This window comes from Bacillus sp. N6, assembly GCF_052805735.1.
In genome coordinates this window covers 124,503-150,000 of the sequence record NZ_CM127843.1, presented here as the reverse complement: position 1 = coordinate 150,000, position 25,498 = coordinate 124,503, and the positions used below count along the sequence as shown (strand labels likewise).

Here is a 25,498-nt window from a genome sequence, read left to right as displayed (position 1 = left end):
AAAAAAGCAATTCCAATCCTTGATACTCTTAAAGAAAGACAAATTAAGAATGCAACCTTCTTCCTTTCTGCTGCATGGGCCGAAAGACACCCCGATATTGTAGAGCGCATCATGAAAGATGGACACGAAATTGGTAGTATGGGTTACAATTACACATCCTACACTTCTCTAGAGACGAATGAAATAAGACGAGACCTTTTACGAGCACAAGATGTTTTTACAAAACTTGGGGTAAAACAAGTCAAGCTGTTACGTCCACCTAGTGGCGAATTTAACAAGGCAACCCTTAAAATTGCAGAATCACTTGGATACACCGTCGTGCATTGGAGTAACAATTCCAACGATTGGAAAAACCCAGGTGTAAATCACATCGTTTCCACCGTCTCTAATAATTTGAAAGGTGGAGATATTGTCTTATTACACGCATCCGATTCTGCCCTTCAAACAAATAGAGCTTTACCGCTGCTCCTGCAAAAATTAAAAAGTGATGGATATGAGCAAATATCCGTATCACAACTTATTTCCAACACAAGTACGAAAAGTGAAGATGTGAAATAGCTTCGTCCCTACTACTCTTCACGTATAAAAAGCTCTACTACCTTTCAAAAAGGTGGTAGAGCTTTTTTAATCACACCATTTCCAGTAATATAACTGCTGATATATAAAACCTCTCTCTATTAAGCAGATTTACTCGTTTTTCCGATTAAACGATGTAATACAAGTAATTGATATGCATTACATAACAATAGCGGTATAACCATTAAATATAACCAATCTGTATCATTAATCCGAAGCGCCGGTACCCATTCAAGAATCGTTACAACAACCATAAAGAACAGAGCTGGCACAAATGCTTTTTTATTTGTTTCTTTACTTTTTACATAAGCAACAATTGCTCCAAACACAAATAAAATTCCAGCAACAAGTATGTTATTCCCCAATGAGATTTCCCCATTTGCAATAAGTACAGATCTTAAATACACAAAATCAAATAATACGAATGCAATAAAGAAGAGCTGGACTGCATTCCATAAAGACGATGAGCGAAACATCCCTAGTCCAAAACGATGGATTGTTAAATATGCAAAGAATCCCATTTGACTTATAACGCTAAAAATAAATCCTACACCCATCAACCAGAAAGATACCGCTAAAATCTCCTTAACGTCGAAATTTTGAAAAAATTTATCATACCTGTCCCACTCCAAAACAAAACCAATAATAACTGTGCTAATCCCACCAAGAAACAACGTCGTTAAAAATAGTCGTACCCACTTGCGGCTATTCACAACACATCCCCCATTATCCTTATATTTCTAATTAAATTGTATCAATGACAATTTCAAAAAGCTAGCCATGTTCATGTATAAATTCCTTAAAGATATTTATATTAAAAAGAGAGAACTGTGCTGAAAGGAGTTCCAACTTATGAAACGGATACTATTCATTTTCGTTTCTTCTTTTCTACTTATCGCACTTGTAGCATGCGCACAAGGAAAAGAAACGAAATCCGAACTAGATTACGATCAAACAAAGAAAATGATTGTTGATATTTTAAAAACAGATCAAGGTAAGAAAGCTATTCAAGATGTATTAACTGATGAAAAAATGAAACAAGCACTCATACTAGATGAAACAGTAGTAAAGAAAACGATTGAAGATGCCATGGTATCCGATAAAGGGCAACAATTCTGGGAAAAGCTCTTTAAAGATCCTGAGTTCTCATCAAAGTTTGCTAAAAGTATGGGGAAAGAACAAACCCAATTAATGAAAACCTTATTAAAAGACCCTGAATACCAAGCAGGCGTTATAGAAATTATGAAAAATCCTGAAGTAGAAAAAATGATGTTACAAACAATGAAGAGTAAAGAATACCGTCAATATCTACAACAAGTACTAACAGAAACTGCTGAAAGTCCACTCTTCCAAGCCAAGATGATTGATATCATTAGTAAAGGTGTACAAAAGGCTGAAAAAGGTGGATCTGATAAGAAAGAAGCAGGCGGTGATGGCGGTTCTCAAGGCGAGAAGAAGGAAGAACAGTGAAAATAATAACTATAATAACGAGTGGACAATGTATAAATTGTCCACTCGTTATTACTTTATCTTGCTATTAACAGACAAAATGGCCCTCTAGTTAAGCGAAAGGTTTACTAGTTGTTTCCAGTAACAGATGAACCCCACTGATTAAAGTTTCGCTTTATTTTTGTGTAACAGCTGTTTTATCAATTACTGTTTCAGCTATTTTACTATAAATAATGCCGGTTGTATGTGTATCCTCATATACTGAAGGAGCAAAGTCTTCTTTATTCCAATCGGGTTGTTGCAGTGGAATACGCCCGAGAACATTTGTTTGTAGTTCGGTAGCTAACTTATCTCCCCCGCCTCTTCCAAATACATATTCTTTCTCACCAGTTACCTTACTTTCAAAATATGCCATGTTCTCAACAACACCGAGAATACTATGTTCAGTGCGTAATGCCATCGCTCCAGCACGCGCTGCTACAAACGCAGCTGTTGGATGCGGTGTCGTTACAATAATCTCTTTGCAAGATGGCAACATTGAGTGCACATCTAACGCAATATCACCTGTGCCTGGTGGCAAATCTAATACTAAATAATCTAAATCGCCCCATTCTACTTCTGTGAAGAAGTGGTTTAACATTTTCCCAAGCATAGGTCCTCTCCAAATAACTGGTGCATTATCCTCTACAAAGAAGCCCATTGAGATTACCTTTACACCTAAACGTTCTACCGGAATTATCTTATCACCTCTTACGATGGGACGTTTTTCTATCCCCATCATGTCTGGCACACTAAAACCGTAAATGTCCGCATCAATAATACCAACTTTTTTTCCTAAACGAGCTAAAGCAACTGCAAGGTTAACGGAAACGGTTGATTTTCCCACGCCACCTTTTCCACTCGCTACTGCTAAGAATGTCGTTTTTGAATTTGGTGACAATAAAGATTCACTTTGCTCTGCTTCTTGTTCTGGTGCAAACTGAGCTAATTCCTCTTCTGTAAATTCTGCAAAACGAAGTCCAACTGTTGCCGCTCCAAGCTCTTTTAATAACTTTACAATTCCAGACTGCAACTGCATTTGTTCCGCTGTACCAGTTTTTACGATTGCAATTTTGACACTCACATGTTCCTTCTCAGGCTTGACTGTTACCTCTTTAATTGCACTTGTTTCTTTTAATGTTTTATGTAAAAACGGATCTACCATCCCTTCTAACGCTTCAACCACTTGTTCTTTCGTTACCATAATTAGCCCAGCCCCCTGTATGAAAAATAACGTAATGTTAATTGAATTTATCTCTGCTTATTCTTGAAATAAATGCGTTTACATTTCCAGTATAACATATTTTCCGAAAACTTCGTTAACGAGAGAAACTCAAAAAAATCCTCCTTATTCTGGAGGATTTCCTTTTTCCGTGAAATAGCGTAATATACCTCGGTATATTGCAGCTGCTACCTTTTGCTGGTATTTCTCCGAATTTAACATATACCTTTCGTTCACATTCGATAAAAAGCCGGCTTCAATTAAAGCACCTGGTGTTTTAGAATACTTTAATAAATACACATGCGAAATTGTCTTAGCAGAACGATTCGTGTTCTCTAAACTTGTTCTCAATTCAGCCTGTATAAATTTTGCAGCACGTTCATTTTCAATTGAAGAGCGGTAATAGAACGTTTGTGCGCCCTTCGATCCACTACTAGTTAAAGCATTTAAATGAATACTTGCAAAAAAGTCTACATCAGGTTTATTGATGATTTCTACACGTTTTTTTAAATCCTCTGCTTTACGTCTACTATATGACTTTGTATCTTTGTTAGCTAAATCATAATCTCCCTCACGCGTTAAAATAACTAGTGCACCTTGTTCTTGTAAATAGTCTTGTACCTTTTTTGTAATTTCAAGCGTAATATCCTTTTCTATAATATCCTTTCCTCCAACAGCCCCTCCATCTGGTCCACCATGCCCAGCATCTAATACAATTACTTTCCCTGATAAGGGTAAATTCCAAGCTCGCCACGATTTTGTAATTTGAAATTCTTGTTTGACTAAAAAAAACAATACAACCGCAGCGAGTGCAAAAGAGATAATTCGAATTCTCTTCATACCTTTCCTCCTCCAGCTAGTCCCTCTAATTACTTATATGGGACAAGAGGAAAGTTTATGCTTGTCTTAATGAAGCTTTAATCGATATCTTCTTTCACCTTTTTCATACCCTTCTTGCCACCACAATCCTATAAACTGCTGACAAGATTCAAAAAGTAATTCCTCATCTTTCAACTTTATTTCTCGCATAGTCATACTCGTTAAAAATTGAAATAGCGTTTCAGTTAATTGTTGTTCTTCTTCTAAAGCTCTATATTTCACATCAAAAAACGATTCACCATAATAGCCAAATTTACTATATCTCGCTCCTAATAAATAAGATTCTATCCCTAATTCAATACAGTAATCTTCATACTGACGATGAAGCTCTTGCATTTGAAAGGCATCACGAATATTTGAACGTAATGTTTTTAATGATAATTCCCGCAACATCTTCCGCTCGTATTTTAACTGCTTTTCTTTTTGTTTTTCTTGTAAGCTGACAATGACATTCATAGTACTTATAAACCTCCCTAATACGTATTAGTCTAAACTTCTAAAGAAGAAGCATACGTGCGGCGGTAGCACTAAAATATTCCAAGCTACAAAAATTACAAAAGAGGAATGAAACATAAAAAAACCCCAACCAAAATGGTTGGGGTTTGTAGTTCGCAAAAATTAACGTTTTGAGAACTGAGGTGCACGACGTGCGCCTTTAAGACCGTATTTTTTACGCTCTTTCATACGTGCGTCACGAGTTAATAGACCTGCACGTTTTAGTGTTAGACGGTATTCTGGATCAGCTTTTAATAAAGCGCGAGAAATACCGTGACGAATAGCACCAGCTTGACCAGTGTATCCACCACCATTTACGTTTACAAGTACATCGTAGTTACCTAAAGTTTCTGTTGCAACTAGAGGTTGTTTCACTACTTCACGTAATGCAGCAAATGGGATATAGTTTTCAAAATCACGACCGTTAATGATAACGCGTCCTTCGCCTGGAACTAGGCGTACGCGCGCTACTGAACTCTTACGACGTCCAGTGCCATAGTATTGAACCTGTGCCAAAGTAAGCCCTCCTTTAATTAATTATCCGCGAAGTTCGTAAACTTCTGGTTTTTGTGCTTGGTGTGGATGCTCTGCTCCAGCATACACGTTAAGTTTCTTAGAAACTTGACGGCCTAAGCGTCCTTTTGGAAGCATGCCTTTAATTGCAAGCTCTAACATTTGTACAGGGTAGTTTGTACGCATTTCAAGAGCTGTTCTTTGCTTAAGTCCACCTGGGTGGTTAGTGTGACGGTAGTAAATTTTATCGTTTAATTTATTACCTGTTAAATGAATTTTCTCAGCGTTAATAATAATTACATGATCACCCGTGTCAACGTGTGGTGTAAATGTAGGTTTGTTTTTACCACGTAAAATGGATGCTACTTCAGTAGATAGGCGACCTAAAGTTTGACCTTCAGCATCAACCACATACCATTTACGCTCAACTTCGTTAGCTTTTGCCATAAAAGTCGTACGCATGTGTTTCCCTCCTCGTTATCTTTTCCATAGAAAAAATCTATTGTTTATCTTAAACACGATTTCCTTCCGGGGCTAATCGTGGTTTTAGAAACAATACCATATGTTATGATATACTTTTGAGTTTCTAATGTCAAGCAAATGTTACACCAGGATTAGTTGTTATAGTTTACCTCCCATAGGTAAAGCCCATGACCTGGAGCCATCTTTCCAGCAAACTGACGATTTTGTTTCGCTAAAATCTCTGGAATGCTATCAGGATCAAGCTTTCCTTGCCCTACGTTAAGTAACGTACCAACAATAATTCTGACCATATTATATAAAAATCCATTACCTACAAAACGAAAAATTAATTCATCGTCTTGCTCAATTAACTCGATTTCATAAATTGTTCGCACTTTATCTTTTTTGTCAGTTTTTGCCGAACAAAAAGAAGTGAAATCATGCGTTCCAATAAAATACGGAATTGCTTTTCTTATTTTTTTGATTTCGAGCGGATATGGATATTGATATACGTAATTTCTACGGAATACATCCGCAGTCTTCGATAATAATACACGATAACGATATTCTTTTTTCTCAACACCGTAACGTGCATGAAATTCTTCTGTTTTTTTCTCTACTTGCCTAATAACAATATCATCTGGCAACATTGTATTTAAAGCGTTACTCCATTGCCACTCTTCAAGAGACAAAGGAGTATCAAAGTGTATGACTTGTCCTTTTGCATGAACCGTAGAATCTGTTCTACCAGATGCCTGAACACGAACAAGTTCTCCCTTATGCAATTTCTGTAATGCTTTTTCTATCTCCTGTTGAACAGTACGATGCTTCGGCTGAATTTGATAACCACAAAAATGCATGCCATCATATGCAACCGTACATTTTATTCTATCCATTTCTCTATTCTCCATTACGATCGCACCCATGCCAAAATACAAGCTAAACAAAATAAGCTTACAATCGTTACTGTATCGCTTGTTTTCCAGCGTAGTTGCCTAAATTTAGTACGTCCTTCACCACTTTGATATCCACGAGCTTCCATCGCAATAGCTAAGTCCTCTGCACGCTTAAAAGCACTGATAAACAGAGGAACAAGCAGTGAGATAATAGCTTTCATTCTATCTTTTATCGGTCCCCCAGCGAAATCAATACCACGTGATGCTTGTGCTTTCATTATTTTACTCGTTTCATCCATTAATGTCGGAATAAAACGAAGAGAAATTGACATCATTAATGCGATTTCATGAACAGGAACCTTTATACGCTTCAACGGCTTTAATAACGTCTCCAAACCATCTGTAATTTCAATAGGTGTCGTCGTTAACGTTAATAATGTCGTCATTAAAATAATAACGAAGAATCGTACAGAAATGTATATCCCTTGCTCTAATCCTTTTTCATGTATCGAAAACCAACCAAGCTGGAGTAGTACATCCCCCTCTTTATTTGTAAAAATATGCAGGAAAAATGTAAAAAGAAAAATCCATAAAATTGGTTTTAAGCCCGAAAGTACATAACGAATCGGCACTTTTGCAAAAAATAAAGCAATGAGTGCATATAAAAATAAAAATCCATATGAAATCGCATTATTTGCTAAGAAAACAACAAATACATATAAAAAGACAATCAGCAGCTTCGTACGTGGATCAAGTTGATGAATAAGTGAATTCCCCGGGATATATCTCCCAATAATCAACTGCTGCATGATTCATGACCACCTTTTCGTAACACCTGCACAACTTCATGAGTAAGATCCTCTAAAGATAAGGTAGCCTTTGGAATTGAAATACCAAACTTCTCTTCAATTGCACGTTTATACTTTAATGACATAGGAAGATCCACACCAATTTTCTCTAGTTCATCAGCATGTGAAAATACTTCCTCTGCACTTCCTTGCAAAAAGACCGTTCCTTTATGCATAACTACAATCTGCTCCGCATACTGAGCGGCATCCTCCATATTATGCGTTACAAGGATAACTGTAAGCCTCTTCTCCTTATGCAACTTATAAAACATCTGCATAAGTTCGTTCTGCCCTTTTGGATCTAGCCCTGCTGTAGGTTCATCTAATACAAGCACTTCAGGTTCCATCGCCAATACACCCGCAATCGCAACACGCCTCATTTGCCCGCCACTTAACTCAAACGGTGAACGTGTTAACAGTTCTGGCTCTAACCCTACAAGTTCAATTGCCTCTCTTGCCTTTTGCTTCGCTTCTTCTACAGATACCCCAAAATTAGTAGGGCCGAAACAAATATCTTTCTCCACAGTCTCTTCAAACAACTGATGTTCTGGGAATTGAAAGACAACCCCTACTTTTTTACGTAGTGGCTTTAGCTTTTTTTCTTTCTTTCCTGCCGAAATCAAATGTTCACCAATTTGAACTGTACCATTTGTCGGCTGCAATAAACCATTTAAATGTTGAATCATCGTCGACTTACCTGAACCAGTATGACCGATAATGGCATAATAGCCCCCACTTGGAAACGACACGTCTACATCATAAAGCGCGCGTCTTTCAAATGGAGTTTTATATTGATAACGATGTTCTACTTTTTGGAATGTAATCTCCAAAGTTCGTTCACCAAGCTTTCCATTGTAAGATGCGTATTTTGCAAAATAATTTCATTTCTTTTTAATAATTCTGCTATTTTCACCGAAAACGGTACATCTAAGCCAATTTCTTGGAGCATATGAGAGGATTTGAAAATTTTTTCTGGAGTCCCTTCCTCTAATATTTCTCCCTTATTTAAAATAATGACACGATCTGACTGTGCCGCTTCTTCTAAATCGTGCGTAATTGATAGCACAGTAATACCTTTTTGATTAACAAGTTGTCTAACCGTTTCTACTACTTCACGTCTTCCTTGAGGATCTAACATTGACGTTGCTTCATCTAATATTAAAATAGATGGCTGAAGTGCTAAAACGCCTGCTATTGCCACTCGCTGCTTTTGCCCACCAGATAAGGAATGAGGCTCATCATTAAGAAAATCTTCCATACGGACAAGTCGTAAGGCCTGTTCTAATCTTTCAATCATTTGTTCTCTGGGCATTCCGATATTCTCTAAGCCAAATACAACATCATCTTGCACTGTTGTTCCAACAAATTGATTATCTGGATTTTGAAATACCATTCCAATTTGTTTTCGAACATCCCATACCGTTTCCTCTGATAAAACCATTGAATCATTTACTGTAATAGTCCCTGCTTCCGGCAAAAACAAACCATTCAATAATTTTGCAAGTGTAGACTTTCCTGAACCGTTTTGTCCAATAATAGATACCCATTCTCCCTCATATAAGGAAAATGAAACATCTTTTAATGCATACGTGGCTGCCCCAGGATATTGAAATGATATATTTCCTATCCGAAGTTTCTCTTTTTTCAATAGAAGGCACCCTTTCCTTCGCCAAGCTCGCCTATTTTTATATTTAAAAAAAAGGGCCATGACCAGTTTCTTGAAAAGAACTGTCCTGCCCTTTTAATTATCATTATACTAACTCGATAATTACCATTGGTGCTGCGTCTCCGCGACGTGGACCAATTTTTGCAATACGAGTGTATCCGCCTTGGCGCTCAGCATAGCGTGGAGCTACATCAGCGAATAATTTTTGAAGTGCATCTTGACCAGTCTCAGCGTTAGCTACTTCATTGCGAATGAAAGCTGCTGCTTGACGACGAGCATGAAGATCTCCGCGTTTACCTAAAGTGATCATTTTTTCCACTACAGAACGAAGTTCTTTTGCACGAGTTTCTGTCGTTTGGATGCGCTCGTTGATAATTAAATCAGTAGCTAAGTCACGTAACATAGCTTTACGTTGCGCACTTGTACGGCCTAATTTTCTGTATGCCATTCGTAGTTCCCTCCTTTGTTCATGGGTTTAAATCCTCAGTCGTCTTTACGTAAACCTAAACCTAATTCCTCAAGTTTATGTTTAACTTCTTCTAAGGATTTACGTCCTAAGTTACGAACTTTCATCATATCTTCTTCTGTTTTGTTCGCAAGCTCTTGTACAGTATTAATTCCTGCACGTTTTAGGCAATTATAAGAACGAACAGAAAGGTCTAGTTCTTCGATAGTCATCTCAAGAACTTTCTCTTTTTGATCTTCTTCCTTCTCGACCATAATCTCAGCATTTTGTGCTTCATCAGTTAAACCAACAAAGATATTTAAATGCTCAGTTAAGATTTTGGCACCTAAAGAGATAGCTTCTTTTGGCCCGATGCTTCCATCCGTCCATACATCAAGCGTAAGCTTATCATAATTAGCCACTTGTCCGACACGTGTCTTTTCCACTTGGTAAGTCACACGTGATACTGGAGTATAAATAGAATCAATAGGAATTACTCCTATTGGTTGATCTTCGCTTTTATTTGCATCAGCTGGCGTATACCCACGGCCACGCTTTGCAGTTAAACGCACGCGGAAATGCGCATCTTTTGCTAACGTTGCAATGTGTAAATCTGGATTTAAGATTTCTACATCACTATCGTGAGTAATATCAGCAGCTGTGACAATACCTTCGCCCTGCACATCAATTTCCAACGTCTTCTCTTCTTCAGAGTAGATTTTAAGAGCTAACTTTTTCAAGTTTAAGATGATCGTCGTAACGTCTTCTACTACGCCCTCAACTGTTGAAAATTCATGTAATACGCCATCGATTTGGATAGCAGTAACAGCGGCACCAGGGAGTGAGGATAAAAGAATACGACGTAAGGAGTTACCCAAAGTAGTACCATATCCACGCTCAAGCGGTTCAATTACGAATTTACCATATTTAGCATCTTCGTTAAGTTCAACCGTTTCGATTTTCGGCTTTTCGATTTCAATCATTAACTAAACCCTCCTTCAAAACGTCGAAACCCCGGTTAAACAAAGGTATAACCCCTGTCTAACCGAAAGTCCCCCTTAGGCAGTTCCCGATTGTGCACAACAAGCGATGTTTCTGTACGAAATTTCTCGATAATGCATCATATCCATTATAGACAAAAGGGAAAATTCTATACAGAAAAATTACACACGACGACGTTTTGGCGGACGACATCCATTATGAGGAACTGGAGTAACATCTCTAATTGCTGTTACTTCTAGACCTGCAGCTTGAAGAGCACGAATTGCAGCTTCACGACCAGCACCAGGACCTTTAACAGTAACCTCTAAAGTTTTTAAACCGTGCTCCATTGCAACTTTAGCAGCAGCTTCAGCAGCCATTTGCGCAGCGAATGGAGTAGATTTACGAGATCCACGGAAACCAAGTGCACCAGCACTAGACCAAGAAAGCGCGTTACCGTGAGTATCTGTAAGTGTTACGATTGTGTTGTTGAAAGTAGAACGAATATGAGCTATACCAGCTTCGATATTCTTTTTCACACGTTTTTTACGAGTGTTTGTTTTACGTGCCATTGTTAGTTCAACCTCCTTTACTTATTATTTCTTTTTATTTGCTACTGTACGACGTGGACCTTTACGTGTACGAGCATTGTTTTTAGAATTTTGACCACGAACTGGTAAACCACGACGGTGACGAAGACCACGGTAAGAACCGATCTCCATTAGACGTTTAATGTTAAGAGATACTTCACGACGAAGGTCTCCCTCAACTTTAATACGATCGATAACATCACGGATACGTCCTAATTCGTCTTCCGTTAAATCACGAACTCGTGTTTCTGAAGAAATACCAGCTTCAGTAAGAATTTTTTCAGCAGTTGTGCGACCAATGCCGAATACGTAAGTTAAAGAAATAACAACGCGTTTGTCTCGAGGAATATCTACACCTGCGATACGTGCCATTCTGAATGCACCTCCTTCTGATTAACCTTGTTTTTGTTTATGTTTAGGGTTTTCACAAATAACCATTACTTTTCCACGTCTACGAATAACTTTACATTTTTCGCAGATTGGTTTAACTGACGGTCTTACTTTCATGTCTCGAACCTCCTTAAAGATTACGGAGTGCTATATTATTTAAAACGGTACGTAATACGACCACGATTTAAATCGTACGGAGATAATTCTACCGTAACTTTGTCTCCTGGTAAAATACGAATGAAGTTCATACGGATTTTACCAGAAACGTGAGCCAATACGACATGCCCATTCTCTAATTCTACTTTGAACATAGCATTTGGCAACGTTTCAAGAACGGTACCTTCGACTTCAATTACATCATCTTTAGCCATTCAATAGTTCTCCCTTCTTCAAATCAGTAACATTTTACACTGCTCTGAAATCCCGGAGAGCCAGCTACTTATAAAGTGGTAAGGATTTCGTATCCTGCTTCTGTAAGAGCAATCGTGTGCTCAAAATGGGCACACCATTTACCATCTACCGTTACCACTGTCCAGTCATCAGATAGTGTTTTTACATATCGTCTTCCTTGATTCACCATCGGCTCAACACAGATGACCATTCCCGGCTTTAATCTAGGGCCTCTATTTGGTGGACCATAGTGCGGGATTTGAGGGTCCTCATGTAAGTCTTGCCCGATTCCGTGACCAACATACTCCCTAACGATCGAGAATCCATTCTCTTCAGCATGGGTTTGAACCGCATGTGAGATATTTGATAATCTCTCGCCTGGTTTTACTTGTTCTAGACCAAGATACAACGATTTTTCTGTGACATCAAGTAGCTTTTGAACAGATTCAGAAATGTTTCCAACTGGATACGTCCATGCAGAATCTCCATGGTACCCATTGTATTTCGCACCAATATCGATACTGATGATATCGCCCTCTTTGAGCTTGCGCTTTCCTGGAATTCCGTGTACAAGCTCTTCATTTACAGAAGCACATATGCTCCCCGGAAATCCGTTGTATCCTTTAAAAGATGGCGTAGCACCATATTTTTGAATCGTCTTTTCCGCTATTTGATCGAGCTCTTTCGTTGTAATTCCTGGAGTAATGTGCTGTTTCAACTCTTGATGAGTTAAAGCAACGATTCTGCCAGCTTCTCGCATGATTTCTATCTCGCGAGGAGTTTTGCAGATGATCATTACGCTAAGCCTCCGATGAGAACATCGATATCAGCAAATACTTTATTGATATCTTGCTCACCATTAATGCTTTTTAAGTAACCAAGCTCGTCGTAGAAATCAAGCAAAGGTTTTGTTTGCTTAATATTCACATCTAAACGATTTGCTACAGTTTCTTCATTGTCATCAGAGCGTTGGTATAATTCGCCACCACATTTATCGCACACATCAGCTGTTGCTGGTGGATTGAATTCTAAGTGGTAAGTCGCACCGCACTCTTTACAAATGCGACGGCCTGTAAGGCGTTTTAATAACAACCCTGAATCCACATTAATGTTTAAAACATAGTCGATTTTTTTGCCAAGATCTTTCATAATCTCTTCAAGAGCTGATGCTTGTGCAACAGTTCGTGGGAAACCGTCTAGTAAGAAACCTCTTACGCAGTCTTCTTGACTTAAACGTTCACGAACAATTCCGATTGTAACTTCATCTGGAACAAGTGCACCTTTATCAATAAAAGATTTTGCTTGTAGACCCATTTCAGTTTCAGCCTTCATAGCTGCACGGAACATATCTCCTGTTGAAATGTGAGGGATGTTATACTTGGCTACAATCTGTTCGGCTTGTGTACCTTTACCAGCACCAGGAAGCCCCATTAAAATTAAGTTCATCCTTGTTCCCCCTCAGTACATGAGCATGTAGGGAAGATGGTTCTTCCCACTTACTCACTGCTTGATAAACCCTTTGTAATGGCGTTTTACCAGTTGGCTTTCTAGCTGCTTCATTGTTTCTAAAGCAACGCCGACAACGATTAACATACTCGTTCCACCAATCTGTGCAGATGGAGGAAGATTTCCCAATTTCGTAAAGATAACTGGTAAGATTGCAATCGCTGCTAGGAAAATTGATCCTACAAAGGTCAAACGATACAAGATTTTTGTTAGATATTGTTCTGTATTCTTACCCGGACGAATACCTGGAACATATCCACCTTGCTTGTTTAGATTCTCTGACATTTGCTCTGGATTAACCTGAACAAACGCATAGAAATATGTGAAGGCTACAATGAGCGCAACATATATGATCATTCCCACTGGGTGAGAATAGTTAAAGTTTGCAATAATCCACTGCGATACATCATGTTTCGGGAAGAACTGTGCAATAGTTGGAGGCGTAATTAAGAATGAAACAGCAAAAATGACTGGAATAACACCCGCACTATTTACCTTAAGCGGTAAATGTGTGTTTTGTGCTCCAGCATGATTCCCATTCCCTCCTGTTACACGCTTCGCGTATTGAATTGGGATCTTTCTAACAGCTTGTTGAATGAAAATAACACCAACAATAACTGCTAGCACAGCTAGTAAAATCAATGCAACTTTAACGATACTCATGAACAATTGATCTCCGATATTTTGAAACTGTTGTTGATACACTTGAGATATAACACTTGGGATCGCTGCAGCAATACCGCCAAAGATAAGGATGGAAATACCATTACCCACACCTTTAGCTGTAATCTGTTCGCCTAACCACATTAAAAATGCAGTACCAGCAGTCAGTACCGTAGCAATGTATAAATAAGTGCTCCAACCAGGATTCAAAATTAATTGCCCACCTACCATACCGTTAAAACCGATTGACATACCAAACCCCTGAATAAACGCAAGAACAATTGTAAAGTAACGCGTGAATTGCGTTAGTTTACGACGGCCCATTTCACCTTGCTTCGACCATTCCGAAAATTTAGGAACAACATCCATCTGCAATAATTGCACGATGATGGATGCTGTAATATACGGCATGATTCCCATCGCAAAGATGGAGAAGTTTTTCAAGGCGCCACCGCCAAATGTATTAAGAATACCTAAAGCATTTAATTGGTCTTGTGCTTTCAGTACGTCTCCATTTGTAAATGGCACTGGGATAAACGTGCCAATCCTGAATACGATTAACATCGCTAAAGTGAATAATATTTTACGTCTTATCTCAGCAACGCGCATAAAGTTGGAGATTGTACGAAACATTAGATCACCTCAACTGATCCGCCAGCTGCTTCAATTGCTTCTTTAGCACTTGAAGAGAACTTGTGCGCTTTAACAGTTAGTTTTTTCTCTACTGCTCCGCTTGCAAGAATTTTAACACCGTCGTTTAACTTGCTGATAACGCCAGTTTCCAGCAATAATTCAGGTGTTACTTCTGTACCATCTTCAAAACGATTTAACGTTGATAAGTTTACAATAGTAAACTCTTTACGGTTAATGTTTGTGAAGCCGCGTTTTGGTAAACGACGGAATAATGGAGTTTGACCACCTTCGAAGCCAAGACGAACACCGCCACCAGAACGTGCGTTTTGTCCTTTATGACCTTTACCAGCAGTTTTACCGTTACCAGAACCGATACCACGACCGACACGGTTACGTACTTTACGAGAACCTTCTGCAGGTTTTAATTCATGAAGTTTCATTCCCAGGCACCTCCTTATATTAATGAGTTATCCTTAAGCTTCTTTTACAGTTAAAAGGTGAGAAACTTTGTTGATCATACCAAGAATAGCAGGAGTTTCTTCCTTAACTACAGTTGAATTCAACTTTTTAAGACCTAAAGCTTCTACCGTCGCACGTTGATCTTGTGGACGACCAATTACACTACGAGTGAGGGTAATTTCTAACTTTTTCGCCATTTGTTTTCCCTCCTTAACCTAGTAGCTCTTCTACAGATTTACCGCGTAATTTTGCAACATCTTCAGCGCGCTTAAGTTCGCTTAATCCGTTCACAGTAGCGCGAATCATGTTGATTGGTGTGTTAGAACCAAGAGATTTCGAAAGAATATCTTGTACACCAGCTAATTCAAGTACCGCACGAACAGGTCCACCAGCAATAACACCAGTACCTTCAGCAGCAGGTTTTAAGAATACTTCACCAGCTCCAAAGTGACCGTTGATTGTGTGTGGAATTGTTGTACCAACTAATGGTACAGCGATTAAGTTTTTCTTAGCGTCTTCGATAGCTTTGCGGATTGCGTCTGGTACCTCTTGTGCTTTACCAGTACCGAATCCAACATGACCGTTTTTATCGCCAACTACAACTAGTGCAGCAAAGCGGAAACGACGACCACCCTTAACAACTTTCGCGACACGATTTATCGTAACTACACGTTCTTCAAGTTCTAATTTACTTGGGTCAATGCGATGCATCAATTTTCCCTCCTTTGACCATTAAAATTGTAATCCAGCCTCACGAGCAGCTTCAGCTAGAGCTTTAACACGGCCATGGTATAAGTAACCACCGCGATCAAATACTACTTCTTTAACGCCTTTCTCTACAGCACGCTTAGCAACTGATTCTCCAACTTTCGTAGCAGCTTCAGTATTGCTAGTACCGTTAAGAGCAAGGTCTTTATCAAGAGTAGATGCACTTACTAACGTTACACCATTCACATCATCAATAACTTGAGCGTAAATATGTTGGTTAGAACGGAACACGTTTAAACGTGGACGCTCTGCAGTACCAGTAAGTTTAGCACGTACACGTGCATGTCTTTTCTTACGAGTCGCATTTTTATCAGCTTTAGTGATCATTTTCTTGTCACTCCTTTCTCTCACCTAACGGGTTTACTTAGCAGTTTTACCTTCTTTACGACGAACAACTTCGCCTTCGTAACGAATACCTTTACCTTTGTAAGGCTCAGGAGCACGTACAGCACGGATGTTAGCAGCAAATTCGCCAACACGTTGCTTGTCGATACCTTTAATTACGATTTTAGTTGGTGCAGGTACTTCAACTTCAAGACCTGCTTCCGGAGTCATTTCTACTGGATGAGAATAACCTACGCTTAAAACAAGTTTATCTCCTTGTTTTTGAGCACGGTAACCAACACCGACTAATTCAAGTCCGCGTGCGAAACCTGCAGTTACACCTTCAACCATGTTTCCGATTAAAGCACGAGTTGTACCGTGTAATGCACGGTGTTCCTTCTGTTCAGATGGACGCTCAACTGTTAGTGTATTTTCTTCAATTTTGATAGACATATCAGCATTGAATTTACGAGTTAATTCACCTTTAGGGCCTTTTACTGTTACAGTATTGTCTTCTGCAATTGTAATAGTAACACCTGCAGGGATTTCAAGAATCTTTTTACCAATACGAGACATGTGGTCACACCTCCGTTCGTTTTAAATATATATTACCAAACGTATGCTACTACTTCTCCACCAGTTTGTAATTGACGAGCGTCTTTGTCTGTCATTACTCCCTTAGATGTAGAAACAAGAGCGATACCTAATCCGTTAAGTACACGTGGTACTTCGTCAGCTTTAGCGTAAACGCGTAAGCCAGGTTTACTGATACGTTTTAATCCAGTGATTACACGTTCATTGTTTGCACCATATTTCAGGAAAATACGAAGGATACCTTGTTTGTTATCCTCGATGTATTCTACATCACGAATGAAACCTTCACGTTTTAAAAGTTCAGCGATCTCTTTTTTGATTTTAGAAGCAGGAACCTCTAATTTCTCATGACGTACCATGTTCGCATTACGGATGCGAGTAAGCATGTCTGCAATTGGATCTGTCATCACCATGTGTTTTACCTCCTTCCCATTTGTGGGTTTTACCAACTAGCTTTTTTAACACCAGGAATTTGACCTTTATATGCAAGTTCACGGAAACAAATACGGCAAAGTTTAAATTTGCGGTATACAGAATGCGGACGACCGCAGCGTTCGCAACGTGTATACTCTTGTACTTTAAACTTAGGAGTACGCTTTTGTTTCGCTATCATAGATTTTTTAGCCACGTTTTCGCCTCCTCTACTTAGCGTTGGCTTCCATTATTTTTGGAATGGCATACCGAATTGTGTTAAAAGTTCACGAGCTTCTTCATCAGTTTTCGCTGTAGTAACGATTACGATGTCCATACCGCGGACTTTGCTTACTTTATCATAATCAATCTCAGGGAAGATAAGTTGCTCTTTAACACCTAATGTGTAGTTCCCACGACCATCGAATGATTTCTTAGAAACACCACGGAAATCACGTACACGTGGTAAAGAAACTGATACTAATTTGTCGAAGAACTCATACATTTGCTCGCCGCGTAAAGTTACTTTCGCACCGATTGGCATACCTTCACGAAGACGGAAACCAGCGATTGATTTTTTAGCACGAGTTACAACAGGTTTTTGACCTGCGATTTGTGTTAATTCTTCTACTGCATTGTCTAAAGCTTTTGAGTTAGATACCGCGTCACCAACACCAGTGTTGATTACGATCTTTTCGATTTTCGGTACTTCCATCACAGATTTATAGTTAAACTTGCTCACTAGAGCAGGAGTAATTTCCTTTTGGAACTTCTCTTTAAGGCGATTCAATGAAGTGACCTCCTTTCTTAAGAAAATTATTTATCTAATAATTCACCAGATTTTTTTGCAATACGAACTTTTTTACCATCTTCTACTTTGAAGCCTACACGAGTAGGTTCACCTGTTTTCGGATCTAAAATCATAACGTTAGAAACGTGAATAGGTGCTTCTTTAGTAATAATTCCACCTTGTGGATTTAATTGAGATGGCTTAGAGTGCTTCTTAACGATATTGACACCCTCAACGATAACACGGTTTTGCTTTGGGAAAGCCACAAGGATAACGCCTTGTTTTCCTTTGTCTTTACCAGTGATTACCTGTACTTTATCACCTTTTTTTACATGCATCTTAATTCTGCACCTCCTTAGCAAGGCAATACCTTAAATTATAGAACTTCTGGAGCTAAAGAAACGATCTTCATGAAGTTGCTATCACGTAATTCACGAGCTACTGGTCCGAAGATACGAGTACCACGTGGGCTCTTATCGTCTTTAATGATAACCGCTGCGTTTTCATCAAATTTGATGTAAGAACCGTCCGGACGACGAGCTCCGCTCTTCGTACGTACTACTACTGCTTTAACAACGTCACCTTTTTTAACAACGCCACCTGGTGTTGCTTGTTTTACCGTAGCAACGATAATGTCACCAATGTTAGCATATTTACGACCAGAGCCGCCTAATACTTTAATTGTTAAAAGTTCACGTGCACCAGAGTTGTCAGCAACTTTCAAACGAGATTCTTGTTGGATCATGTTATGAAACCTCCCTTCGGACTAAAAATTCCGATTCGTCTATTTAGATAATAACCGCTTCTTCAACGATTTCAACTAAACGGAAACGCTTAGTAGCAGAAAGCGGGCGAGTTTCCATGATTTTAACGATATCGCCAAGTTTCGCTTGGTTTTGCTCATCATGGGCTTTGTACTTCTTAGAATACTTAACACGTTTTCCGTACAAGGAATGAGTTTTGTAAGTTTCAACTAAAACTGTAATCGTTTTGTCCATTTTGTCAGACACTACACGACCAGTATAAACTTTGCGTTGGTTACGTTCGCTCACTATGCAAACCTCCCCTCAATTTATCGATTAATTCCGATCTCTCTTTCACGAACTACAGTTTTCATACGAGCAATTGCTTTACGCACTTCACGAATGCGAGTTGGATTCTCTAATTGTCCTGTAGCAAGTTGGAAGCGAAGATTAAACAACTCTTCCTTTAAAGCTTTAACTTTTGTTTCGATTTCGGCAGTGGTTAATTCACGAATATCATTAGTTTTCATTAGATTCACCACCATTTTCTTCACGTTTTACGAATTTACATTTCACAGGTAACTTGTGAGCTGCAAGACGTAATGCTTCGCGTGCTACCTCTTCAGATACACCCGCGATTTCGAACATAATTTTCCCAGGTTTTACTACTGCTACCCAGCCTTCTGGTGCCCCTTTACCGGAACCCATACGTACTTCTAGAGGTTTTGCAGTGTAAGGTTTAGAAGGGAAAATTTTAATCCATACTTTACCGCCACGTTTCATGTAACGAGTCATTGCACGACGAGCAGCTTCGATTTGACGGTTTGTAATCCATGAAGCAGCTTGTGCTTGTAAACCGAATTCACCGAAAGCAACTTCAGTTCCACCTTTAGCACGACCACGCATTTTACCACGATGCTCTCTACGATATTTTACGCGTTTTGGCATTAACATATTATTTTCCTCCTTCCTCAGAAGCTTTCTTTTTTGTAGGAAGGACTTCTCCACGGTAGATCCATACTTTTACGCCTAATTTACCGTATGTTGTATCAGCTTCAACTGCTGCATAGTCAATATCAGCGCGAAGTGTATGAAGTGGAACAGTTCCTTCACTGTAAGATTCTGCACGAGCGATATCAGCTCCGCCAAGACGACCAGAAACCTGTGTTTTAATACCTTTAGCACCTGCACGCATAGCACGTTGAATAACTTGCTTTTGTGCACGACGGAATGATACACGGTTTTCTAATTGACGAGCGATGTTTTCGCCTACTAATTTAGCGTTAAGATCAGCTCTCTTAACTTCTAAAATGTTGATGTGTACACGCTTGCCTGTTAATTGGTTAAGAGCTTTACGAAGTGCTTCAACTTCAGTACCACCTTTACCAATTACCATACCAGGTTTTGCAGTGTGAATTGTAACATTTACACGATTTGCTGCACGTTCGATTTCTACTTTAGCAACAGCAGAATCTTTTAAGCGTACATTAATGTACTCACGGATTTTGATGTCTTCATGTAATAATGTAGCGTAATCTTTCTCAGCGAACCAACGAGATTCCCAGTCACGGATAACACCGACACGAAGACCAATTGGATTAACCTTTTGACCCATCGATTATCCCTCCTTCTTTTCTGATACCACAACTGTAATGTGGCTTGTGCGTTTGTTAATTTGGCTTGCACGACCCATTGCACGTGGACGGAAACGTTTCAACGTTGGACCTTCGTCAACGAAGACTTTTTCAACAACTAGGTTGTTAATGTCCATCTCATAATTGTGCTCTGCATTTGCGATTGCAGATTTTAAAACTTTTTCTACAACTGGAGAAGCAGTTTTTGGTGTGTGGTTAAGGATAGCAATCGCTTCACCCACTTGCTTACCTCGGATTAAGTCTACTACTAAACGAACTTTACGAGGAGCAATACGAACTGTTCTCGCTACTGCTTTAGCTTGCATTGAAGTGCCTCCTCTCATTATCTTCTAGTTTTCTTATCGTCAGCAAGGTGACCTTTATACGTACGAGTTGGTGCGAATTCACCTAACTTATGGCCAACCATATCCTCAGTGATGTACACAGGTACGTGTTTACGACCATCATATACAGCGATTGTGTGTCCGATGAACTGAGGGAAGATTGTTGAACGGCGAGACCAAGTTTTAACAACTTGTTTTTGCTCAGATGCAACTAATTTTTCCATTTTGCTCATTAAGTGATCATCGACAAATGGTCCTTTTTTTAAGCTACGAGCCATTTTGGTGCCTCCCTTCGTGATTGGCGTACGGTTCTAGAAATGAACCGTACTACAATCCCATTATTTTTTACGACGACGAACGATGAATTTGTCAGACGCTTTGTTTTTCTTACGAGTCTTGAATCCAAGAGTTGGTTTACCCCATGGAGACATTGGAGACTTACGTCCGATTGGAGAACGTCCTTCACCACCACCGTGTGGGTGATCAACCGGGTTCATTACAGAACCACGAACTGTTGGGCGTTTACCTAACCAGCGAGAGCGACCTGCTTTACCGATTTTGATAAGTTCGTGTTGTTCGTTACCTACTTGACCGATTGAAGCGCGACAAGCAGATAATACAAGACGTACTTCACCAGAAGTTAAACGTACAAGTACGTATTTACCTTCTTTACCAAGTACTTGAGCAGATGTACCAGCAGAACGAACTAATTGTCCGCCACGACCAGGCTTAAGCTCGATGTTATGAACAACAGTACCTACTGGAATGTTGATTAATGGTAATGCGTTACCGATTTTGATGTCAGCTTCTGGGCCAGACATAACTTCCATACCTACTTCTAAAGATTTAGGAGCAAGAATGTAACGTTTTTCACCGTCAACGTAGTTAATTAATGCGATATTCGCAGAGCGGTTTGGATCGTATTCGATCGTAGCAACGCGTCCTGGAATTCCATCTTTGTTACGCTTAAAGTCGATGATACGGTATTGACGCTTATGTCCGCCACCTTGATGACGTACAGTAATTTTACCTTGGTTATTACGACCAGCCTTCTTGCTTAAAGGAGCAAGTAATGACTTTTCGGGTCTGTCAGTCGTGATTTCAGCGAAATCATTCGTAGTCATATTACGACGACCGTTAGTAGTTGGATTATACTTTTTAATTCCCATCTCAATTTCCCTCCTTCTTTAGTAAGAATTAAACGCCTTGGAAGATTTCGATTTCTTTGCTGTCAGCAGTTAGCTTAACGATTGCTTTACGACGACGGCTAGTAAAACCAGCGTGACGACCAACGCGTTTTGCTTTCGGCTTGTAGTTCATGATGTTCACTTTTTCTACTTTAACACCAAAGATCGCTTCAAGAGCATCTTTAACTTCTGTTTTATTAGATTTAACGTCCACATCGAACGTGTATTTTTTTTCAGCCATCATTTCCATAGAACGTTCAGTGATAACTGGGCGCTTAATGATATCACGAGGATCTCTCATTATGCAAGCACCTCCTCTACTTTTTCCACTGCCGCTTTTGTCATGATTAGCTTATCATGATGAAGCACGTCTAAAACGTTTACGCCATCAGCAGTGATTACTGTTACTCCAGGGATATTGCGAGCAGATAACTCTACAGATTCGTTTGCATCAGCAGTTACGATAAGAGCTTTCTTCTCAACAGTTAATCCTTTAAGTACTGCTAGCATGTCTTTTGTTTTTGGTGCATTTAACACTAGGTCTTCAAGAACTACAATGTTGTTCTCAACTACTTTAGTAGCTAATGCAGATTTGATTGCTAAACGACGAACTTTCTTAGGAAGTTTGTACGCATAGCTTCTTGGTGTAGGTCCGAATACCGTACCACCACCACGCCATTGAGGAGAGCGGATAGACCCTTGACGAGCACGTCCAGTTCCTTTTTGACGCCATGGTTTACGACCACCACCGCGAACTTCAGAGCGAGTTTTTACTTTGTGTGTACCTTGACGTAAAGATGCACGTTGCATCATTACAGCTTCGAAAAGTACAGCTTCATTTGGTTCGATACCGAAAATAGCTTCAGCTAATTCGATTTCACCAACCTGTGAACCAGTTTGGTTATATACAGTAACTTTTGGCATTGGAATTCCTCCTTCCTATTGTGAATTATTTGCTAACCTTCACAGCGCCTTGAACAACTACAAGAGATTTCTTAGCACCTGGAACGTTACCTTTTACTAGTAATAAGTTGCGCTCAGTGTCAACTTGAACGATTTCTAAGTTTTGGATAGTAACTTGGTCTCCACCCATACGTCCAGCAAGTTTTTTGCCTTTGAATACACGGTTCGGAGCAACTGGGCCCATTGAACCTGGACGACGGTGATAGCGAGAACCATGAGACATAGGTCCGCGAGATTGTCCGTGGCGTTTGATAACACCTTGGAAACCTTTACCTTTAGAAATTCCTGTTACGTCAACGATTTCACCTGCAGCGAAAACTTCAACTTTTACCTCTTGACCAACCTCTAATCCGTCCACGTCTGCATCGCGGATTTCGCGAATGAAGCGCTTAGGAGTTGTAGATGCTTTAGCAGTGTGGCCTTGTTCAGGTTTGTTAGTTAACTTTTCACGTTTATCTTCAAATCCTAACTGGATTGCATTGTAGCCATCAGTTTCAGTTGTTTTCTTTTGAAGAACAACGTTTGGATTAGCAGCGATAACTGTTACTGGGATTAACTCACCGTTCTCAGCAAATACTTGAGTCATACCGATCTTTCTTCCTAAGATTCCTTTGGTCATGAGTTACACCTCCTACATTTTTAAGTTATATAATTTATAGTTTGATTTCGATATCTACACCAGACGGTAAGTCTAAACGCATTAATGAATCTACTGTTTGTGGAGTAGGACTCACGATATCGATTAAACGTTTGTGTGTGCGCATTTCGAATTGCTCACGAGAATCTTTGTACTTATGAACAGCACGAAGAATTGTGTAAATAGTCTTCTCAGTTGGTAATGGGATCGGACCAGAAACTGTTGCCCCAGAACGCTTAGCTGTTTCTACAATTTTCTCAGCTGATTGATCAAGAATACGGTGATCATAAGCTTTTAAACGGATACGAATTTTTTCTTTTGCCATTATTTTCCCTCCTTCGTTCGCCTATTTCTAAAATAGACCTTCTCCATGGAAATTTCCCCACACCATGCCATGGCAAAGCGGCCGGGTGTGTCAGCAACCTTCCACTTCATCGCAGTCAAAGACCAACATTGTCTATTATACAATGTTATTCGTCTAGATGCAAGCATCTTTTTGTTTGCATCTGCTTTTCTCTACTTTTGCTATTATACATGGCACTTTAAAGAATTTCAAGTTTTCATCTAACAGAATTCGTTTTACAGTTTCTGGATTATCTTTTATTGTTTTTATATTACTATAGAAGAAACTCGTCAAAACAAAATACACACTCTTCTTCTTTATATAAACGCAAACAAAAAACCTAAGGGAAAATCCCTTAGGTTTTTTTATATCAGCTAAGATTACTCAACGATAGTAGCAACTACACCGTAACCTACTGTACGTCCACCTTCACGAATAGAGAATTTAGTTCCCTCTTCGATAGCGATTGGAGCGATAAGTTCGATAGTCATTTCGATGTTGTCACCAGGCATTACCATTTCAGTACCTTCTGGTAATTGGATGATACCAGTTACGTCAGTTGTACGGAAGTAGAACTGAGGACGGTAGTTAGCGAAGAATGGAGTGTGACGTCCACCTTCTTCTTTAGATAATACGAAAACTTCAGCTTTGAATTTAGCGTGTGCTTTTACAGAGCCAGTTTTAGCAAGAACTTGTCCACGTTGGATGTCTTCACGAGCAACCCCACGAAGAAGAGCACCGATGTTGTCTCCAGCTTGAGCTTGGTCAAGAAGTTTACGGAACATTTCTACACCAGTTACAGTTGTAGAAGCATTCTCTTCAGCAAGACCGATGATTTCTACTACGTCACCAACTTTAACGATTCCGCGCTCTACACGACCAGTTGCAACTGTACCACGACCTGTGATAGAGAATACATCCTCGATAGGCATTAAGAATGGTTTGTCAGTTTCACGTTCTGGAGTTGGGATGTAAGCATCAACTTCAGTCATTAATTCAATGATTTTTGCTTCCCAATCAGCTTCTCCTTGAAGAGCTTTAAGAGCAGAACCTTTGATTACAGGAATGTCGTCGCCTGGGAATCCGTATTCAGATAATAGGTCACGAACTTCCATTTCTACTAATTCTAATAATTCTTCGTCGTCTACCATGTCGCATTTGTTTAAGAATACAACGATGTAAGGAACACCTACTTGACGAGAAAGAAGGATGTGCTCACGTGTTTGAGGCATTGGGCCATCAGCAGCAGATACTACTAAGATACCGCCGTCCATTTGAGCAGCACCAGTGATCATGTTTTTAACATAGTCAGCGTGACCTGGGCAGTCAACGTGTGCATAGTGACGAGTTTCAGTTTCGTACTCAACGTGTGCAGTTGAGATTGTGATTCCGCGCTCTCTTTCTTCTGGAGCAGCGTCGATTTGATCGTATCCGCGTGCTTCAGCACCACCAGCTTTTGCAAGAACTGTAGTGATCGCAGCAGTTAATGTAGTTTTACCATGGTCAACGTGGCCGATTGTACCGATGTTAACATGGGGTTTAGAACGTTCGAATTTAGCTTTAGCCATTCTAAATTCCTCCTTAGTTTATATAGGTTATTTTATATTTAGACTAGAAAGCGAAACTTACGTCCCACTTTCTAAGCTTACATAAGTAGT

43 protein-coding genes (1 of these 43 running past the window's edge) are annotated in these 25,498 nt (G+C 39.5%); 2 read left to right on the top strand and 41 right to left on the bottom strand.

Features of this window, described 5'->3' with window-relative positions:
- Positions 1-558, top strand: partial view of a polysaccharide deacetylase family sporulation protein PdaB gene (pdaB, locus tag ACUXVC_RS00870; RefSeq protein WP_000464717.1) — the 3' portion only. Its footprint begins 207 nt before the window's first position; only the last 558 of its 765 coding nucleotides appear in the window; its start codon lies beyond the left edge, outside the window; its stop codon occupies positions 556-558.
- A 119-nt stretch (positions 559-677) separates the two neighbouring features.
- On the opposite strand, the gene kbaA is transcribed toward pdaB, so the two are convergent.
- Positions 678-1,289, bottom strand: a complete 612-nt coding sequence (kbaA, locus tag ACUXVC_RS00865; RefSeq protein ID WP_089170266.1) for a KinB signaling pathway activation protein KbaA — start codon at positions 1,287-1,289, stop codon at positions 678-680.
- A gap of 139 nt (positions 1,290-1,428) precedes the next feature.
- Here kbaA and gerD point away from each other — a divergent pair, with 139 nt between their 5' ends.
- Positions 1,429-2,046, top strand: a complete 618-nt coding sequence (gerD, locus tag ACUXVC_RS00860) for a spore germination lipoprotein GerD (RefSeq protein ID WP_050842394.1) — start codon at positions 1,429-1,431, stop codon at positions 2,044-2,046.
- A gap of 154 nt (positions 2,047-2,200) precedes the next feature.
- Here gerD and ACUXVC_RS00855 read toward each other — a convergent pair whose 3' ends face one another.
- The 40 genes from ACUXVC_RS00855 to tuf form a co-directional block, all read right to left on the bottom strand.
- The gene (locus ACUXVC_RS00855) at positions 2,201-3,268 is read right to left on the bottom strand and encodes an Mrp/NBP35 family ATP-binding protein (protein WP_089170265.1); all 1,068 of its coding nucleotides are present in this window, start codon (positions 3,266-3,268) and stop codon (positions 2,201-2,203) included.
- Positions 3,269-3,412: 144 nt separating this feature from the next.
- Positions 3,413-4,126, bottom strand: a complete 714-nt coding sequence (gene cwlD / locus ACUXVC_RS00850) for an N-acetylmuramoyl-L-alanine amidase CwlD (RefSeq protein WP_000822439.1) — start codon at positions 4,124-4,126, stop codon at positions 3,413-3,415.
- A 66-nt stretch (positions 4,127-4,192) separates the two neighbouring features.
- Positions 4,193-4,621, bottom strand: a complete 429-nt coding sequence (locus tag ACUXVC_RS00845; RefSeq protein WP_001101005.1) for a DUF2521 family protein — start codon at positions 4,619-4,621, stop codon at positions 4,193-4,195.
- Positions 4,622-4,783: 162 nt separating this feature from the next.
- The gene (rpsI, locus tag ACUXVC_RS00840) at positions 4,784-5,176 is read right to left on the bottom strand and encodes a 30S ribosomal protein S9 (RefSeq protein WP_000079986.1); all 393 of its coding nucleotides are present in this window, start codon (positions 5,174-5,176) and stop codon (positions 4,784-4,786) included.
- A gap of 21 nt (positions 5,177-5,197) precedes the next feature.
- Positions 5,198-5,635, bottom strand: a complete 438-nt coding sequence (gene rplM / locus ACUXVC_RS00835) for a 50S ribosomal protein L13 (protein ID WP_001260795.1) — start codon at positions 5,633-5,635, stop codon at positions 5,198-5,200.
- 152 nt (positions 5,636-5,787) lie between these two features.
- The gene (gene truA, locus ACUXVC_RS00830; RefSeq protein ID WP_002094238.1) at positions 5,788-6,531 is read right to left on the bottom strand and encodes a tRNA pseudouridine(38-40) synthase TruA; all 744 of its coding nucleotides are present in this window, start codon (positions 6,529-6,531) and stop codon (positions 5,788-5,790) included.
- 14 nt (positions 6,532-6,545) lie between these two features.
- A complete protein-coding gene (locus tag ACUXVC_RS00825; protein ID WP_001186530.1) occupies positions 6,546-7,340 on the bottom strand; it encodes an energy-coupling factor transporter transmembrane component T family protein in 795 nt (264 codons plus the stop codon).
- A complete protein-coding gene (locus tag ACUXVC_RS00820) occupies positions 7,328-8,209 on the bottom strand; it encodes an energy-coupling factor ABC transporter ATP-binding protein (RefSeq protein ID WP_098127175.1) in 882 nt (293 codons plus the stop codon). The genes ACUXVC_RS00825 and ACUXVC_RS00820 overlap by 13 nt, the downstream gene beginning before the upstream one ends.
- Positions 8,185-9,027, bottom strand: a complete 843-nt coding sequence (locus ACUXVC_RS00815; protein ID WP_000711762.1) for an energy-coupling factor ABC transporter ATP-binding protein — start codon at positions 9,025-9,027, stop codon at positions 8,185-8,187. Before ACUXVC_RS00815 ends, ACUXVC_RS00820 begins: the two co-directional genes overlap by 25 nt.
- Positions 9,028-9,130: 103 nt before the next feature.
- On the bottom strand, positions 9,131-9,493 hold the full coding sequence (gene rplQ / locus ACUXVC_RS00810) for a 50S ribosomal protein L17 (protein WP_000331490.1): 363 nt from the start codon (positions 9,491-9,493) through the stop codon (positions 9,131-9,133).
- 35 nt (positions 9,494-9,528) lie between these two features.
- Positions 9,529-10,473, bottom strand: coding sequence for a DNA-directed RNA polymerase subunit alpha (locus ACUXVC_RS00805; protein WP_000569643.1), 945 nt, complete (start codon positions 10,471-10,473; stop codon positions 9,529-9,531).
- 180 nt (positions 10,474-10,653) lie between these two features.
- Positions 10,654-11,043 (bottom strand): 30S ribosomal protein S11, encoded by a 390-nt coding sequence (gene rpsK / locus ACUXVC_RS00800; RefSeq protein WP_000101797.1) that lies wholly within the window; start codon positions 11,041-11,043, stop codon positions 10,654-10,656.
- A 24-nt stretch (positions 11,044-11,067) separates the two neighbouring features.
- Positions 11,068-11,433 (bottom strand): 30S ribosomal protein S13, encoded by a 366-nt coding sequence (rpsM, locus tag ACUXVC_RS00795; RefSeq protein WP_000090792.1) that lies wholly within the window; start codon positions 11,431-11,433, stop codon positions 11,068-11,070.
- A gap of 21 nt (positions 11,434-11,454) precedes the next feature.
- A complete protein-coding gene (gene rpmJ, locus ACUXVC_RS00790) occupies positions 11,455-11,568 on the bottom strand; it encodes a 50S ribosomal protein L36 (RefSeq protein ID WP_000868344.1) in 114 nt (37 codons plus the stop codon).
- A gap of 35 nt (positions 11,569-11,603) precedes the next feature.
- A complete protein-coding gene (gene infA / locus ACUXVC_RS00785) occupies positions 11,604-11,822 on the bottom strand; it encodes a translation initiation factor IF-1 (protein WP_001029884.1) in 219 nt (72 codons plus the stop codon).
- A 68-nt stretch (positions 11,823-11,890) separates the two neighbouring features.
- The gene (gene map, locus ACUXVC_RS00780) at positions 11,891-12,637 is read right to left on the bottom strand and encodes a type I methionyl aminopeptidase (protein WP_000582539.1); all 747 of its coding nucleotides are present in this window, start codon (positions 12,635-12,637) and stop codon (positions 11,891-11,893) included.
- Positions 12,637-13,287, bottom strand: coding sequence for an adenylate kinase (locus ACUXVC_RS00775; RefSeq protein ID WP_001048997.1), 651 nt, complete (start codon positions 13,285-13,287; stop codon positions 12,637-12,639). The genes map and ACUXVC_RS00775 overlap by 1 nt, the downstream gene beginning before the upstream one ends.
- 54 nt (positions 13,288-13,341) lie before the next feature.
- Positions 13,342-14,643, bottom strand: coding sequence for a preprotein translocase subunit SecY (gene secY / locus ACUXVC_RS00770; RefSeq protein WP_000490118.1), 1,302 nt, complete (start codon positions 14,641-14,643; stop codon positions 13,342-13,344).
- Positions 14,643-15,083, bottom strand: a complete 441-nt coding sequence (gene rplO, locus ACUXVC_RS00765; RefSeq protein ID WP_000766083.1) for a 50S ribosomal protein L15 — start codon at positions 15,081-15,083, stop codon at positions 14,643-14,645. The genes secY and rplO overlap by 1 nt, the downstream gene beginning before the upstream one ends.
- A 33-nt stretch (positions 15,084-15,116) precedes the next feature.
- A complete protein-coding gene (rpmD, locus tag ACUXVC_RS00760; protein WP_001085233.1) occupies positions 15,117-15,299 on the bottom strand; it encodes a 50S ribosomal protein L30 in 183 nt (60 codons plus the stop codon).
- 13 nt (positions 15,300-15,312) lie between these two features.
- Positions 15,313-15,813 (bottom strand): 30S ribosomal protein S5, encoded by a 501-nt coding sequence (rpsE, locus tag ACUXVC_RS00755; RefSeq protein ID WP_000554646.1) that lies wholly within the window; start codon positions 15,811-15,813, stop codon positions 15,313-15,315.
- A gap of 21 nt (positions 15,814-15,834) precedes the next feature.
- Positions 15,835-16,197, bottom strand: coding sequence for a 50S ribosomal protein L18 (rplR, locus tag ACUXVC_RS00750; RefSeq protein ID WP_000628818.1), 363 nt, complete (start codon positions 16,195-16,197; stop codon positions 15,835-15,837).
- A gap of 33 nt (positions 16,198-16,230) precedes the next feature.
- On the bottom strand, positions 16,231-16,770 hold the full coding sequence (gene rplF, locus ACUXVC_RS00745) for a 50S ribosomal protein L6 (RefSeq protein WP_000086551.1): 540 nt from the start codon (positions 16,768-16,770) through the stop codon (positions 16,231-16,233).
- Between the two features lie 32 nt (positions 16,771-16,802).
- On the bottom strand, positions 16,803-17,201 hold the full coding sequence (gene rpsH, locus ACUXVC_RS00740; RefSeq protein ID WP_000245511.1) for a 30S ribosomal protein S8: 399 nt from the start codon (positions 17,199-17,201) through the stop codon (positions 16,803-16,805).
- Positions 17,202-17,230: 29 nt separating this feature from the next.
- Positions 17,231-17,416: a 30S ribosomal protein S14 gene (gene rpsN / locus ACUXVC_RS00735; protein ID WP_001085700.1), complete on the bottom strand. Its 186-nt coding sequence runs from the start codon at positions 17,414-17,416 to the stop codon at positions 17,231-17,233.
- A gap of 33 nt (positions 17,417-17,449) precedes the next feature.
- Positions 17,450-17,989, bottom strand: coding sequence for a 50S ribosomal protein L5 (gene rplE / locus ACUXVC_RS00730; RefSeq protein WP_001080829.1), 540 nt, complete (start codon positions 17,987-17,989; stop codon positions 17,450-17,452).
- A 26-nt stretch (positions 17,990-18,015) separates the two neighbouring features.
- Positions 18,016-18,327 carry a 50S ribosomal protein L24 gene (rplX, locus tag ACUXVC_RS00725; RefSeq protein ID WP_000558200.1) on the bottom strand — a complete coding sequence of 104 codons (312 nt, stop codon included), beginning with the start codon at positions 18,325-18,327 and terminating at the stop codon, positions 18,016-18,018.
- Between the two features lie 38 nt (positions 18,328-18,365).
- A complete protein-coding gene (gene rplN / locus ACUXVC_RS00720) occupies positions 18,366-18,734 on the bottom strand; it encodes a 50S ribosomal protein L14 (protein ID WP_000615912.1) in 369 nt (122 codons plus the stop codon).
- A gap of 43 nt (positions 18,735-18,777) precedes the next feature.
- Positions 18,778-19,041 (bottom strand): 30S ribosomal protein S17, encoded by a 264-nt coding sequence (rpsQ, locus tag ACUXVC_RS00715; protein WP_000004106.1) that lies wholly within the window; start codon positions 19,039-19,041, stop codon positions 18,778-18,780.
- A 20-nt stretch (positions 19,042-19,061) separates the two neighbouring features.
- A complete protein-coding gene (gene rpmC / locus ACUXVC_RS00710) occupies positions 19,062-19,262 on the bottom strand; it encodes a 50S ribosomal protein L29 (protein WP_000855718.1) in 201 nt (66 codons plus the stop codon).
- Positions 19,252-19,686 carry a 50S ribosomal protein L16 gene (gene rplP, locus ACUXVC_RS00705; protein WP_000928971.1) on the bottom strand — a complete coding sequence of 145 codons (435 nt, stop codon included), beginning with the start codon at positions 19,684-19,686 and terminating at the stop codon, positions 19,252-19,254. Before rplP ends, rpmC begins: the two co-directional genes overlap by 11 nt.
- Position 19,687: 1 nt before the next feature.
- Positions 19,688-20,347 carry a 30S ribosomal protein S3 gene (rpsC, locus tag ACUXVC_RS00700; RefSeq protein WP_000529956.1) on the bottom strand — a complete coding sequence of 220 codons (660 nt, stop codon included), beginning with the start codon at positions 20,345-20,347 and terminating at the stop codon, positions 19,688-19,690.
- 3 nt (positions 20,348-20,350) lie between these two features.
- Positions 20,351-20,692 carry a 50S ribosomal protein L22 gene (gene rplV, locus ACUXVC_RS00695; protein ID WP_001148024.1) on the bottom strand — a complete coding sequence of 114 codons (342 nt, stop codon included), beginning with the start codon at positions 20,690-20,692 and terminating at the stop codon, positions 20,351-20,353.
- A 17-nt stretch (positions 20,693-20,709) separates the two neighbouring features.
- A complete protein-coding gene (gene rpsS, locus ACUXVC_RS00690) occupies positions 20,710-20,988 on the bottom strand; it encodes a 30S ribosomal protein S19 (protein WP_000124454.1) in 279 nt (92 codons plus the stop codon).
- A gap of 60 nt (positions 20,989-21,048) precedes the next feature.
- Entirely contained in the window at positions 21,049-21,879 is an 831-nt protein-coding gene (rplB, locus tag ACUXVC_RS00685) for a 50S ribosomal protein L2 (RefSeq protein ID WP_000511583.1), read from the bottom strand.
- Between the two features lie 28 nt (positions 21,880-21,907).
- The gene (rplW, locus tag ACUXVC_RS00680; protein ID WP_001205558.1) at positions 21,908-22,198 is read right to left on the bottom strand and encodes a 50S ribosomal protein L23; all 291 of its coding nucleotides are present in this window, start codon (positions 22,196-22,198) and stop codon (positions 21,908-21,910) included.
- A complete protein-coding gene (rplD, locus tag ACUXVC_RS00675; protein WP_001127258.1) occupies positions 22,198-22,821 on the bottom strand; it encodes a 50S ribosomal protein L4 in 624 nt (207 codons plus the stop codon). Before rplD ends, rplW begins: the two co-directional genes overlap by 1 nt.
- A gap of 25 nt (positions 22,822-22,846) precedes the next feature.
- Positions 22,847-23,479, bottom strand: coding sequence for a 50S ribosomal protein L3 (rplC, locus tag ACUXVC_RS00670; protein WP_000160209.1), 633 nt, complete (start codon positions 23,477-23,479; stop codon positions 22,847-22,849).
- Between the two features lie 34 nt (positions 23,480-23,513).
- Entirely contained in the window at positions 23,514-23,822 is a 309-nt protein-coding gene (gene rpsJ / locus ACUXVC_RS00665) for a 30S ribosomal protein S10 (protein WP_001040595.1), read from the bottom strand.
- Positions 23,823-24,220: 398 nt separating this feature from the next.
- Positions 24,221-25,408, bottom strand: coding sequence for an elongation factor Tu (gene tuf / locus ACUXVC_RS00660; RefSeq protein ID WP_001029617.1), 1,188 nt, complete (start codon positions 25,406-25,408; stop codon positions 24,221-24,223).
- Positions 25,409-25,498: the final 90 nt, after the last annotated feature.